9 protein-coding genes are annotated in these 13,814 nt (G+C 63.2%); 6 read left to right on the forward strand and 3 right to left on the reverse strand.

Annotated features, from left to right (window positions below; genetic code table 11):
• Nucleotides 1-2: 2 nt before the first annotated feature.
• The 5 genes from CHR90_RS08595 to CHR90_RS08615 are packed head-to-tail and all read left to right on the forward strand — an operon-like array spanning nucleotide 3 to nucleotide 8,049.
• Nucleotides 3-962, forward strand: a complete 960-nt coding sequence (locus tag CHR90_RS08595; RefSeq protein WP_094408571.1) for a branched-chain amino acid ABC transporter permease — start codon at nucleotides 3-5, stop codon at nucleotides 960-962.
• The gene (locus CHR90_RS08600; protein WP_094408572.1) at nucleotides 959-1,687 is read left to right on the forward strand and encodes an ABC transporter ATP-binding protein; all 729 of its coding nucleotides are present in this window, start codon (nucleotides 959-961) and stop codon (nucleotides 1,685-1,687) included. Before CHR90_RS08595 ends, CHR90_RS08600 begins: the two co-directional genes overlap by 4 nt.
• Nucleotides 1,671-2,375 carry an ABC transporter ATP-binding protein gene (locus CHR90_RS08605; RefSeq protein WP_094408573.1) on the forward strand — a complete coding sequence of 235 codons (705 nt, stop codon included), beginning with the start codon at nucleotides 1,671-1,673 and terminating at the stop codon, nucleotides 2,373-2,375. The genes CHR90_RS08600 and CHR90_RS08605 overlap by 17 nt, the downstream gene beginning before the upstream one ends.
• 27 nt (nucleotides 2,376-2,402) lie before the next feature.
• Nucleotides 2,403-6,026: a hydantoinase B/oxoprolinase family protein gene (locus tag CHR90_RS08610; RefSeq protein WP_094408574.1), complete on the forward strand. Its 3,624-nt coding sequence runs from the start codon at nucleotides 2,403-2,405 to the stop codon at nucleotides 6,024-6,026.
• 16 nt (nucleotides 6,027-6,042) lie between these two features.
• Complete coding sequence (locus CHR90_RS08615) at nucleotides 6,043-8,049, forward strand: methyl-accepting chemotaxis protein (protein ID WP_094408575.1); 2,007 nt, start codon at nucleotides 6,043-6,045, stop codon at nucleotides 8,047-8,049.
• 89 nt (nucleotides 8,050-8,138) lie between these two features.
• On the opposite strand, the gene CHR90_RS08620 is transcribed toward CHR90_RS08615, so the two are convergent.
• Nucleotides 8,139-9,254, reverse strand: a complete 1,116-nt coding sequence (locus tag CHR90_RS08620; protein ID WP_094408576.1) for a branched-chain amino acid ABC transporter substrate-binding protein — start codon at nucleotides 9,252-9,254, stop codon at nucleotides 8,139-8,141.
• Nucleotides 9,255-9,329: 75 nt separating this feature from the next.
• Here CHR90_RS08620 and CHR90_RS08625 point away from each other — a divergent pair, with 75 nt between their 5' ends.
• Nucleotides 9,330-9,965 carry a CGNR zinc finger domain-containing protein gene (locus CHR90_RS08625; protein WP_094408577.1) on the forward strand — a complete coding sequence of 212 codons (636 nt, stop codon included), beginning with the start codon at nucleotides 9,330-9,332 and terminating at the stop codon, nucleotides 9,963-9,965.
• Nucleotides 9,966-9,969: 4 nt separating this feature from the next.
• Here the strand turns inward: CHR90_RS08625 and CHR90_RS08630 are convergent, their stop codons facing one another.
• Entirely contained in the window at nucleotides 9,970-11,097 is a 1,128-nt protein-coding gene (locus tag CHR90_RS08630; RefSeq protein WP_094408578.1) for an ABC transporter permease, read from the reverse strand.
• A gap of 1 nt (nucleotide 11,098) precedes the next feature.
• Nucleotides 11,099-13,810 carry a ribosome-associated ATPase/putative transporter RbbA gene (gene rbbA, locus CHR90_RS08635; protein ID WP_094408579.1) on the reverse strand — a complete coding sequence of 904 codons (2,712 nt, stop codon included), beginning with the start codon at nucleotides 13,808-13,810 and terminating at the stop codon, nucleotides 11,099-11,101.
• Between the last annotated feature and the right edge of the window lie 4 nt (nucleotides 13,811-13,814).

Below are 13,814 nucleotides of genomic sequence, written 5' to 3' on the forward strand. Positions count from 1 at the left end.
TGATGGGGGTTCTCGTCCTGCTGCCCCATGCCATCAGCAGCGTGACCATCCTCAACATTCTGATTTTGACGCTGCTCTATGCCGGTCTGTCGCAGGCGTGGAATATCCTCGGCGGCTATTGCGGACAAATCTCGCTCGGCAATGCGCTGTACTTCGGGATCGGCGCCTATACGTCCACCCTGCTGTTGACCCACCTCGGCGCGTCGCCCTGGTTCGGCATGGTGGTCGGCGGCACCATCGCCGCCGGTCTGGCCCTGCTGATCGGTTGGCCCCTGTTCCGCCTGAAAGGCCATTACTTCGTCATCGCCACCATCGTGATTGCCGAAGGCGCCTTACTGCTGTTCCAATCCTGGCCGTGGGTCGGCGGGACGCTGGGGATCTACATTCCCTTCCTCGGCGATAGCTGGACGATGCTGCAATTCCAGACGGCGAAGCTGCCCTTCTATTATGTCGCCCTCGGCTATGCCGCGCTGCTGTGGCTGGTCACCTACACGGTCGACGGCGGCAAGCTTGGTCACTATTGGCGGGCGATCAAGGACAACCCCGAAGCGGCGCAAAGCCTGGGGGTGAAGATTTTCCCGACCAAGATGCAGGCGGCGGCCCTATCGGCCTTTTTCACCGGCGTTGGCGGGGCTTTCTATGCGCAGTTCGTCAGCTACATCGACCCCGAAAGCGTGATGAACTTCCAGATTTCCTTGCTGATGACTTTGCCCGCCGTGCTGGGCGGCCTTGGCACCCTGTGGGGGCCGGTGGTCGGGGCGGCGGTGTTGATCCCGGTTTCGGAACTCACCCGCTCTTACATCGGCGGCAGCGGCCAGGGCCTCGATCTGATCTTCTACGGCGGTTTGATCATGGTCATCGCGCTGCTGAAGCCGGAAGGTATCGTCGGTCTCTGGGCGGATTTCACCCGGCGCCGCCGTCAATCCCGCCCGTCGCTCGCTTCGCAAAAGGTGACGCCATGAGCCTGCTGCGCGTGGATAAAATCTGTCGGCAATTCGGCGGGCTGGCCGCAAATACCGATGTTTCCTTCAGCTTGGAGGAAGGGGAAATCCTGGGATTGATCGGCCCGAACGGCGCCGGGAAATCCACCCTCTTCTCCATCATCGCGGGGGCCTTGCCCCCAACTTCCGGGCAAGTGTGGTTCGAAGGGAAGAATATCACCGGCCTCGATGCTGCTGCCTGTTGTGCGGCGGGGATCGGGCGGACGTTCCAGGTGGTGCGCAGTTTCGAATCGATGACCGTGCTCGAAAACGTCACGGTTGGCGCCTACAACCGGGCGAAATCGACCAAAGCCGCACAAAAGCTGGCGATGGAAACTTTGGAGTGGACGGGTCTGGCCCCGCAGGCGCATCGGCTGGCGGTGGAACTCACCCCGCCGGAAAAACGCCGGTTGGAAGTGACGCGCGCTCTGGCCACCAAACCGCGCCTGTTGCTGCTTGATGAGGTGATGACCGGGCTAACGCCGACGGAGGCCCAGGCCGGGGTTGAACTGGTCCGTGCCATTCGCCAGAAGGGCATTACCGTGCTGATGGTCGAACACGTCATGGAAATCGTCATGCCGCTGGTGGACCGCGCCGTGGTGCTGAACTTCGGCAAGGTTTTGACCGAAGGTAAGCCGACCGAGGTGATCAAGAATCCCGAGGTGATCAAAGCCTATCTGGGGGACCGCTATGCTCAAGGTCACTGATCTTCAAAGCTCCTACAAGGGCCTGGTCGCCATTCAGGGCATTTCGCTGGAGGTGGGGCAGGGCGAGATCGTCGCCGTTGTCGGCTCCAACGGGGCGGGCAAGAGCACGCTGCTGAAAAGCATCGCCGGGTGGGTGAAGCCGGATCGCGGCGGCGTGTCCTTCAAGGGAACCGATCTGCTGAAACTGCCCGCCCATCAGATTTCCCGCACCGGTGTGGCGCTGGTGCCGGAAGGGCGGCGGCTGTTCCCGAAACTGTCGGTGCGCGACAATCTGATGCTGGGCGGCTATACCAAGGCCAAAGGGGCGGAGCGGGAAGCGCCGCTGGAGTTTATCTTCTCGCTCTTCCCGCGCTTGTCCGAACGGCTGGACCAGCAGGCGGAAACCCTGTCGGGCGGCGAACAGCAGATGTTGGCGATTGGCCGGGCGCTCATGGGGCAACCGAGCCTTTTGATGCTCGACGAACCCAGCCAGGGCATCATGCCGAAGCTGGTCGATGAGCTGCTGGTCGCCGTGCAGCGCATTCGGGATCGTGGGACGACGGTGCTGCTGGTCGAACAGCGGGTGGCTGAATGCCTGGATGTGGCCGACCGCGCCTATGTGCTACAAACCGGCCGCGTTGCGTTGTCCGGTACCTCGTCCGAAGTAGCGGCCGACGACGGCGTGCGTCGCGCCTATCTCGGCATCTGAACAAACTTCAAAAAAAGGAACCTCACCATGCCCGATGGCAAGGCGAACGGGCAGTGGCAATTCTGGATCGACCGGGGCGGCACCTTCACCGATGTCGTCGCCCGGCGGCCCGATGGCCAACTGCTGACAAAGAAGCTGCTCTCCGAAAATCCCGAACGCTACCGCGACGCGGCCTTGCAGGCGATCCGGGAGTTTCTGGGGGTCGCCCCCGGTGCGCCGATCCCGGCGGACCAGATTGCCGCGGTCAAGATGGGCACCACGGTCGCCACCAATGCGTTGCTGGAGCGTAAGGGCGACCGCACGGTTCTGCTGATCACCGAAGGCTTTGGCGATGCCCTGCGCATCGCCTATCAGGACCGGCCGGAGATTTTTGCGCTCGATATCAAACTGCCGGAATTGCTCTACGAGCGGGTGATCGAAGCCAAGGAACGGGTGCGGGCCGATGGCACCGTCGAAACCCCGCTCGACCTTGCGGCGACTAAGGCCGCGCTCGCCGCCGCCTATGCGGATGGGATCCGCTCTTGCGCCATCGTCTTCATGCACGGCTACCGCTATACCGCCTATGAAAAGGCGGCGGCGGAGATCGCGCGGAAAATCGGCTTTACGCAAGTCTCGGTCAGCCATGAGGTCAGCCCGCTGATGAAGCTGGTCGGGCGTGGCGATACCACCGTGGTCGATGCCTATCTGTCGCCGATCCTGCGCCGCTACGTTGATCAGGTGGCGGGCGAATTGGGCGGCACGCGGCTTCTGTTCATGCAGTCGAACGGCGGTTTGACCGACGCCAGCCTGTTTCAGGGCAAAGACTCGATCCTGTCGGGTCCGGCGGGCGGTATCGTTGGGGCGGTGCAATCCACCCTATCGGCCGGGTTCGAGAAGATGATCGGCTTCGACATGGGGGGCACCTCCACCGACGTGTCGCATTTCGCGGGCGAGTATGAACGCGCCTTCGATACCCAGGTGGCGGGCGTGCGCATGCGCGCGCCGATGATGCAAATCCACACGGTTGCGGCGGGTGGCGGCTCGATCCTCAGCTTCGATGGCACCCGCTACCGCGTCGGTCCCCATTCGGCGGGCGCGAACCCAGGCCCCACCGCCTATGGCCGCAACGGGCCGCTGACTGTGACGGATGCCAATGTGATGGTCGGCAAGCTCGACCCGGCCTTCTTCCCGAAAGTCTTCGGTCTTAATGGCGATCTGCCGCTCGACCGGGCCGCCGTTGTCGCCAAGTTTACGGCGCTGGCGGCGGAGATCGAGGCGGCGACGGGCATAACCCGCACGCCAGAAGACGTGGCCGATGGTTTCCTGAAAATCGCCGTCGAAAATATGGCCAACGCGATCAAGGAAATCTCCATCCAGCGCGGCTATGACGTGACCGATTATACCCTGTGCAGCTTCGGCGGTGCGGGCGGGCAGCACGCCTGTTTGGTCGCGGATTCGCTGGGGATGACCAAGGTGTTCCTGCATCCCTTGGCGGGGGTTCTCTCGGCCTATGGGATGGGCCTTGCCGATTTCCGCGTGATGCGCGAAGCGGCGGTGGAAGCGCCGCTGGCGGCGGACCTTCTGCCCCAGCTCGCCGAGACCGTGGCGCGGTTGACCGTCGCAGCGAAGGCGGAGTTGGCAAGCCAGAAAATCCCCGACGCGCAAATGACGGCGCTGCCTACCCTGCGCCTGCGCTACGAGGGGACCGACGCCTTCTTGATCGTCGATCTGCCCGAGGGGCCGGATGCGGTGGCGGAGCTTATCCGCCGCTTCGAGGATGCTCACCGCCGCCGCTATGGCTTCATCGTCCCCGATAAGCGTCATATCGTCGAAGCCGTGGCCGTCGAGGTCGTCGGCGCGATGGACCGGCATCAGGACGCGCCGGTGCCCGCCCGCACCTCGGGCACGGCGGAACCCATTGCGCAGGTCGCGGTGTATACCGGCGGCAAGAGCCATCAGGCCGCCGTCTATGACCGTATGCTGTTGCTGGCGGGCGATAAGGTGTCTGGTCCCGCCGTCATCATCGAACCGACCGGCACCAATGTGGTGGAACCGGGCTGGGAAGCCGAGTTGACCGGGCGCGGCCATCTGGTGCTCACCCGCGTTGTCCCGCTGGAAAAGAGCTTCGCGGTCGGCACCACGGTTGATCCGGTGATGCTGGAGGTGTTCAACAACCTCTTCATGTCGATTGCCGAGCAGATGGGATCGACGCTGGAAAACACCTCCCATTCCGTGAACATCAAGGAACGGTTGGATTTCTCCTGCGCGATTTTCGACGGCGACGGTAATTTGATCGCCAATGCCCCGCATATGCCGGTGCATTTGGGATCGATGGGCGATTCGGTGCAGGCGGTCATTCGCCAGAATGCCGCAAGGATGGGGCCGGGGGACGTCTATGTGCTCAACGCGCCCTACAATGGCGGCACGCATTTGCCGGATATTACCGTCATCACCCCGATCTTCCTGGACGGCGATAGCACGCCCAGCTTCTACGCCGCGTCGCGCGGGCATCACGCCGACATCGGCGGGATCACGCCTGGCTCGATGCCGCCAACCTCCAAAACCGTCGATCAGGAAGGCGTGTTGATCGACAATGTGCTGCTGGTGGAGCGGGGGCGTTTCCGGGAAGCCGAAATGCGGGCGTTGCTCGCCTCCGGCCCGTATCCCGCCCGGAATATCGACCAGAATATCGCCGACCTCGGCGCGCAGATCGCCGCGAACGAGCGCGGGGCGACCGAGCTTAAGCGCATGGTTGGTCAGTTCGGGCTGGATGTCGTGCGGGCCTATATGGGCCATGTGCAGAATAACGCCGAAGAACAGGTACGCCGGGTTATCGACGCCCTGAAAGACGGTAGTTTCCGTTATGAAATGGACGATGGCGCCACGGTCACCCTAAGCGTTACCATCGATAAGGCCAAACGGTCGGCGAAGATCGACTTTACCGGCACTAGCCCGCAGCAGCCGAACAACTTTAATGCCCCCGCCAGCATTTGCCGGGCGGCGGTGCTCTATGTCTTCCGCACCCTGGTGCCGGACGATATTCCGATGAACGCGGGCTGCTTGCGGCCTTTAGATATTGTTATCCCGGAAGGCAGTATGCTCAACCCGCGTTATCCCGCCGCCGTTGTGGCGGGGAACGTCGAAACCAGTCAGGTGATCACCGATACGCTCTATGGCGCCCTCGGTATCTTGGCGGGGGCCCAGGGTACGATGAACAATTTCACCTTCGGCAACGATCAGTACCAATATTACGAAACCATCTGCGGTGGTGCCGGGGCGGGGAGTTCTTTTGATGGCACCTCCGGCGTCCACACACATATGACGAATTCGCGTCTGACCGACCCTGAAATCTTGGAATGGCGTTTTCCGGTCTTGCTGGAAAGCTTTTCTATCCGCAAGAATTCAGGGGGGGGCGGAAAGTTCAAGGGCGGCGATGGGGTTATTCGCCGCGTCCGGTTCCTGCAAGCGATGACGGCTGCGATTCTGGCCAATCGCCGCCGGGTCGCCCCGTTCGGGTTGGCGGGCGGTCAGCCCGGGACCGTGGGGCGAAACTATGTCGACCGGAGTAACGGCCAGCGGGAGGTTTTCGGCGCAACCCACGAGGTTGCGATGGCGGCGGGCGACTGCTTCGTCATCGAAACCCCGGGCGGGGGCGGGTACGGCACCCTCTAACGCCTAGGAGACCAGTATGCCGGGCATTTTTCGCGTCCTCGATCGGATTACTATCACGCGCCGTATCACCCTGGGGTTCGGGGTGCTGATTCTGGTGAGTGCGGGCCTCGGGCTTCTGTCCTGGGCCGCCCTCAGCACAGTTTCGGCAAACTTGGCCCAGGTGAAGCAGAGTGCTGCCACCAGCACGGCGGCGGCGCAACTTGACCTTGCCCTGACCGGGCTATGGCCGAAGATCGATGCGGCGGTGCTGGCCGATGGGGCTGCGGTGCCCGCCCTGCTGGACGATGGGGCGCGCCGGGTGGCGGCCTTCGACGCCGCCCTGTCGCCCGCCTACCGCGACTATGCCGACAGCGTGCGCCAAACGCTGTCGGTCTCCGACCAATGGGCAGCCGTGCGCCAACAGATGCCCGCGCTGGAAGCGGTCTTCCCGCCCGCCCTAAAGGCCTTGTCCGATCACCGCAAGCTGATCTTCGATGCGGAAGGTGTTGCCGCGATTGCCGACCTGTCCACCCGGCTGGACGATGGCATCAAACAGCATCTCGCTTTAGCCGAGCGGGCGGGGGCTGGGCTGACAAAAACTTCTGCAACCGAACTTCCTGCCCGTGCCGATGCTTTACTGAAGGCCTGGAAGTACGCGTCCGACAGCTTGAAGACCTTCGCTGCCACCGCCAATGGCAGCGAAGAAACCGAAGCGGTCGCCAAACTTCAGCCCGCTGTGGAGGCCTATGCGAAACTGCTGCAACAATCCGCCGATCTGCTAATCGCCCGCGCCAAACTACGGCTGGAAAAGCTCGCGCCGATCCAGGCGGGGCTCGCGGAAAAACTGCGCGGCGTGAGCGAGGCGGCGCAGGCCGATCAGGCGGCGCTGATCAATGAAACGTCCCGCACGGCGCAGGCGGCAACCTGGCAATCGATTGTCGTGCCTTCGGTCGCGCTGGCAATCGGTGGGGTGGCGGCGGTCTTGGTCGCCCTCTCGATCACCGGGCCGCTCGGGCGGATCACGCAGGCGATGCGCGATCTTGCGGGCGGCGATCTGAATGCCCGCGTCGATCTGGGGCACGCGCGCGGCGAAATCGGCGCGCTGGTGGCGGCGCTCGATGCGTTTCGGCAAAATGCTTTGTCGCGCCGTGACCTCGAAATCGCCCAAGCCGAGGCGCAAAAGGCCCGCGAAGCGCGGTTGCACCGGCTAGATACGCTGACCAAAGGCTTGGATGCGACCGCCCATGATCTTTTGGGCACTTTGGCCCAGGCGGCCGACCAGTTGGAAGGCACGGCCCAGTCGCTCGCCACCGTCTCGCGCGAGGCGACCGCCCAAGGGAATGCGATTGCCGAAGCCTCGGCGCTCGCGTCCGAAAGCATTCAATCGGTGGCGACGGCCAGCGATCAGCTCGATAGTTCTATCGCCGAAATCGCCCGGCAGGCGGCGATGAGCCAGCAGGTTGCCGATGACGCGCGGCAAAAGGCGGCGGAGGGGATGCAGTCGGTGGCGCAGCTTGAAACCGCCAGCCGCAAAATCGGCGACGTTGTATCCCTGATCAATCAAATCGCCGGGCAGACCAATCTGTTGGCCCTCAACGCCACCATCGAAGCGGCGCGGGCAGGGGACGCGGGGAAGGGCTTCGCCGTCGTCGCCTCGGAAGTCAAAACCTTGGCCGGGCAGTCCAGCAAAGCGACGGAGGAAATCGCCGCCCAGGTTGCCGATGTGCAGCGGGTGGCGGAGGAAACTGCGGCATCGATCCGCGCAATCTCGGGCGTCATCGCCCATGTTGCGACCATTGCCGCCACCATTGCCAGCGCGGTGGAGGAACAATCGACGGCCACCCGCGAAATCGGACGGCAGGCCGGAACCGCCGCCGCCGGGGCGGAAAGCGTTAGCCGGTCGTTGACCCAGATCCGCCAGGGCATCGGGGTGACGTCCAGCAGCGCCGGGCAGGTACTCGATTCGGCCCAGAACCTCAGCCGCGAAACGGGGGTGCTGCGGGCGGAACTGTCGAGCTTCCTTAAGGATGTGCGGGCCGCATAACCGGTAAAAGATGATTTGACGGTAAAAAGCGGGGGAGGGATCGTCCCTCCCCCGTAAGAAGTCCAAACAGGGATACACTAGACTGTCGGTTAATCCTGGATATACGTAATCGCGCCGTTGGCTCCTTTCTTCCATGTGTAGGTAACGTAATCGACGTTCTTACGGTCGCCCTTAGCGTCGTAGCTGATATCGCCGATGACGGTTTTATAGGTGCCGCCCGCGTGCAGGGTTTTCGCGGTCTTCTCGGCATCAACGGCGCCCGTTTGCTCGATTGCCTGCTTCAGCACTTGAATGGCGGCATAGGCATACAGTGTATAGGCTTCCGGGTTGAATTTGCGCTCCTCCAGGAAGCGTTTCACCACGGCGGCGGCTTCCGGGCGCTGGCGCGGGTCAGGCGGGAAGGTCATTTTCGTGCCCTCGAGCGCCGGTCCCGCGACCGAGGCCAGTTCGTCGGACGTGGTGCCATCGGCGCCCATCGCGGTCAGCTTCAGCCCCTGTTCGGCGGCCTGACGGATGATTAGGCCGAACTCGACGTGCAGCCCGCCCCAATAAAGAAACTCCACCCCAGCGGCTTTCATTTTAGAAATGAGCGAGGTGAAATCCTTATCCCCAGTGTTGACGCCCTCATAGACGGTTTCGGTCACCCCGGCGGCATTCAGATTTTTCTTGGTCTCATCGGCTAGACCTTTGCCATAAGCGGTCTTGTCGTGGATGACCGCAATCTTCTTACCCTTGTGAGTGTTCAGAATATACGTGGCGGCAACCAGACCCTGCTGATCATCCCGCCCACAGGTGCGAAACGTGTTCCAGAGATTGCGGTCGGTGAACTTCGGATTGGTCGAAGCCGGGGTGATCTGGAGAATCCCCGCATCGGCGTAGATATCCGACGTCGGGATCGAGACGCCCGAGTTGAAATGGCCGACGACGAATTTAACGCCGGACGATGCAAATTTATTGGCGACCGCCACGCCTTGGCGCGGGTCCGAGGCATCGTCCCCCGTCGTCAGCACGATCTTCTGCCCCAGAATGCCGCCCGCCGCATTGATATCGGCGGCGGCCTGTTCTGCGCCCTGCACCAATTGCGCGCCGAAGGCGGCGTTCGCCCCGGTGATCGGCCCGGCAACGCCGATTTTAATATCGGCGCGGGCAGCGGGGGCGGCCAGCGCCGCCGCCAAAACCGCGACTCCGATAAACCGCTGTTTCATGGTAAAAGACCTCTCCTGTTCTTTGGTTTGGGGTCGAGCCCATAACCATCAAAACATCTTTTGACGGTTTTAACAATGTCCGATCATCCGTCGCGTGCCGGAAGTCTGATGCTGGTGGGCGGTCTGCCCGCGTTGGATTTCGTCAATACCGCCAGCGGGCGCGGCGGACCGTGGGCGCTGGAGCATCTGAAAGCCCCGGCGCATCTGGTGCTGTGGGCAGAGCATGCGGGCGTCGTGAGTGCGGAAACGGCCGCAGCGGCGCTTGATCGGTTACCGGGGGAGGAGGGGCGCGCCTTTTTGCGAAGGGCCTTAGAGGTGCGGGAGGCAATCTTCCGCATCGGCACTGCCGTCACCCGTAAAGATGCGCCGTTGCGGGCGGATCTTTTTCTGTTGAAGCAGGAAGCCGCCCACGCCCTTGAACACGCCGATCTGGAGGCGGAGGCGGGCGGCGCTTTTACCATCCGCTTTGGTGACCGGCCCCCGGCGGCGATCCTCGGCCCGCTGACGCAATCGGCGCTCAGCCTTTTCCTCGGCGGTGGGTTGGAGCGGCTGAAGCAATGCCCGGCGCCGGACTGCGGCTGGCTGTTCTACGACCGCTCCAAAAACAATTCCCGCCGCTGGTGCGATATGGCGACCTGCGGCAACCGCGAGAAAGCCCAGCGCTTCCGCGCAGGCGAGGGGCGGGGCTTGAAAGCGGAGCGGCTGGATTAAGCGGCTACCCCATCGTCGCCAAATGGCTGCGGAAGCGGCGCAGGCTTATCAGAAAGAAAGCGCCGCCGATCAGGGCAACCGAGAGGAAATTTACCCAGACGGTTTCGATCCCGGCCCCGCGATAGAGAATGCCCTGGGCCATCGCCACGAAATGGGTGGAGGGGGAGGCGAGCATGATCGTCTGCAAGGCTTCCGGCATGCTCTCGCGTGGCGTCTGCCCGCCGGAGAGAAGGTTCATCGGCAGAAACACTAGGATGAACAGTAACCCGAGTTGCGGCATCGATTTCGCAACCGTGCCCAGAAACATGCCCAGCGCGGTGGTGAAGAAGAGGTAGAGCGCCACACCTGCTAGGAACAGCGGCAGCGACCCAGCAAGCTGGACCGATAGGGCCGTTTCCACAACGAATTTCAGGGATAGGGCGGTCAGCAGCAGGATCACTGCGCCATTCGCCAACACTTTCGCCATCATAATATCGAAGGGCCGAACGGGCAGCACGAGCAGATGTTCGATGGTGCCATGTTCGCGCTCGCGCACCAATGCCGCTCCGGCCAGCAGGATCGACAGCATGGTGATATTGTCGATCAAGGCCATCACGCCGGTGAAGCGCGGTGTGTTCAAATCCTGATTGAAGGCGAAGCGCCAGTGCAGATCGACGGGCGGGCGCGCCGGTTTGGCGTCGTTACGGGCGAGGAAACGCTGGGTTTCGTCCAGCACCATTTGCTGAATATAGCTGGCGCCGATGCCCGCCTGCATCATGGCGGTGGCATCGACCAGCACTTGCACGGTGGGCTGGCGCCCGGCCCGCGCATCGGCTTCGAAATTCGGCGGAATATCGAGCACGAAGGTAAAGCGCGCCGCATTCATCGCCCGGTCGATTTCATCGAGGCGGATCAAGTCCGGTGGCTGGAACTGCGGCGCGCGGAAGGCCGAAATCAGCCTTCCTGACAGTTGCGAGCCGTCTTCATCGACAATCCCAATCGCGGCGCGGTGAACCTCGTGCGATAGGCCGTTGGCTTGCGAGTAGATGGCGAAACTGAAAGCGTAGATCGCAAAAGCCAGCAGCGCCAAATCGCGGATTAGGCTGGCGAATTCCTTGCCCATCAGGGCGGTGATATTGATAAAGCGCCCCATATCAGCGCTCCTGCTTCTTCAACAGGAGCATCGACAGGCCCCAGAGCACCGGGATGAAGGCCAGCAGCGACAGCAGAAAGGGCATGAGATCGGCGAAGGTCAGCCCCTTCGTGAACGCGCCGACGCTAATTTTCATGAAATAGGTGGTGGGGAAGAAGGTGCCGATCAGCCGCGCCCCATCCTCCAAACTCGCCACCGGCTGCATCATGCCGGAAAACTGCACGGCAGGCATGACGGAGGCGACGGCTGTGCCGAACAACGCGGCAATCTGCGTGCGCGCGAAGGAGGACATGAAGAGGCCGATGCCGGTGGTGCAGGTCACGTAAGCGAGCGCCCCGAGCGCGAGACCAAGCACGCTGCCCTTCAGCGGCACGCCGAACAGCGTGACCGCCATGACCCCCATCAGGGTGAAATTCACCATGCCGATCAGCACATAGGGGATCTGCTTGCCGATCAGAAATTCGAAGCGGCTGGTGGGGGTTACGTAGAAATTGGCGATGGTGCCCATTTCCTTCTCCCGCACCACCGCCAGCGCCATCAGGATCGCCGGGATCATCACCAATAGCAGGGCGATGGTGGCGGGCACCATCGCATCAAGGCTGCGGAAGCCCTGATTATAGCGAAAGCGCGTTTCGATCTGGATCGGCGGCGCGGGCAGGGTGATGCCATTCTCCCGCGCCAGGGTTGCGATGAACTGCTGGTGCAGGCCGACGACATAGCCTTCCACGGTTTCCGCCCGAAAGGGCATGGCGCCGTCGATGGCAACGCTAATCTCCGTCGGCTGGCCACGGCGCAGATGCAGGCCGAAATCGGGAGGAATCTCGATAGCCGCCGCAATGCGGGCGCCGCGCAGTGCCTTCATCAGCCCATCGGGACCGGCAGGCGGCGTTACCTGCCGGAAGTAGGAGGAGCCTTGAAACTGCTCCAGATAGGCCCGGCTTTCCGGCGATTGGTCGTAATCGAGCGCGGCGAAGGGAACTTTCTCGACGTCCAGCGAAATGCCGTAGCCGAACACGATCATCAGCAGAGCGGTGCCGAACAGCGCCACGGTCAGCCGTACCTTATCGCGCAGCATCTCCAACGCCTCGCGCCAAGCATAGGCGCCGAGACGGTTGAGGGAGAAGAGCGGCGGTTTGCCGTGCGACGGCAGCGGATCGGGGAAGGGCGCCTCCGTCGAGGCCGCAGGGCCGAGGGCGTCCTCCATCGCGCCGATGAAGGCGGCGTCCAGGCTTGGCGCGCCGCGCGCCGCTTGCAACGCCTCCGGCGTGTCGATGGCCAGCACCCGGCCCGCGTGCATGAAGGCGATGCGGTCGCAGCGCGCCGCCTCGTTCATAAAATGGGTGGAGACGAAGATCGTCACCCCCTGCTCCCGCGATAGGGTGAACAGTTCCTGCCAAAAGGCATCGCGGGCGACGGGATCGACGCCAGAGGTTGGCTCGTCGAGGATCAGCACATCGGGTTCATGCAGAATGGCGACCGCCAAGGATAGCCGCTGGCGCACCCCGAGCGGTAAATCGCCGGAGAGATGGTCGAGATAGGGGGCAAGGCCGAAGCGGGCCGACAACGCCGCTTCCCGCCCGGCTGCCGCTTCGGGCGCCAGGCGGAAGATTTTTGAATGTAGGCGCAGGTTCTGCCGGACGGTAAGCTCGCTATAGAGCGAGAAGGCCTGCGACATATAGCCGACCTTGCGCCGGGCCTGTAGATCGGTCGGGTCGATGGGTTGGCCGAGTAAAAAGGCATCCCCGGAACTGCTGGGCAGCAGGCCGGTCAGCATTTTCATCGTCGTGCTCTTGCCGCAGCCGTTGGAGCCAAGGAAGCCGAAAATCTCGCCGCGCCGGATGGCGAAATCCACATGGTCAACGGCGGTGAAGGCGCCAAAGGTGCGGGTTAGGCCGCGCGCTTCGATCACCGGCGCTGTATCGCCCCCCTCCGGCAAGGCGGTTTTCTGCGGAAGACGGTGGCCCGCCTTCGCCTCGGGCGGCAGCAGGGCGATAAAGGCGTCTTCCAGGCTGGCGCTGCCGGTCTGGGCTTTCAGATCGGCGGGCGGGGCGCAGGCCAGGATTTTGCCGCCGTGCAGGGCGGCCACCCGGTCAAACTGGTCGGCTTCATCCATATAGGAGGTGGCGACCAGCACGCTCATTTGCGGGCGGTTTTCCCGAATGCGGGCGACCAACTCCCAGAACTGGCGGCGGGAGAGCGGATCGACGCCGGTGGTCGGCTCGTCGAGGATCAAGAGGTCGGGATCGTGGATCAGGGCGCAGCACAGGCCCAGCTTCTGTTTCATCCCGCCCGACAGTTTGCCCATCGGCCGGTCGGCGAAAGGGGCAAGGCCGGTGCCGGTGAGCAGGGCGACGCTGCGCTCCTCCCGCGCTGCCGCCGATAGGCCGAAGAGCTTGCCGAAAAACTCCAGATGCTCGCGCACGCTGATGTCGGGGTAGAGATTCTTCCCCAGACCCTGCGGCATATAGGCGATGCGCGGTTGAACGCGGGTGCGCGCGCCGCTGCGGCGCATATCGGCCCCCAGGGTAATGACGCTGCCATCTTGCACCGCCTTGGCCCCGGCAATGAGGGCGAGCAGGGTGGATTTCCCCACCCCATCCGGGCCGATCAGCCCTAGGGTACAGGCTTCTGGAACGGTTAGCGACACCGCGTCCAACCCTACGGTCGTACCGTAGCGGTGGGAAACTCCGGTCAGCGCAACGGCATCGGTCACGTTG

It is taken from the genome of Elstera cyanobacteriorum (genome assembly GCF_002251735.1).
In the GTDB taxonomy this organism is placed as follows: Bacteria; Pseudomonadota; Alphaproteobacteria; order Elsterales; family Elsteraceae; genus Elstera; species Elstera cyanobacteriorum.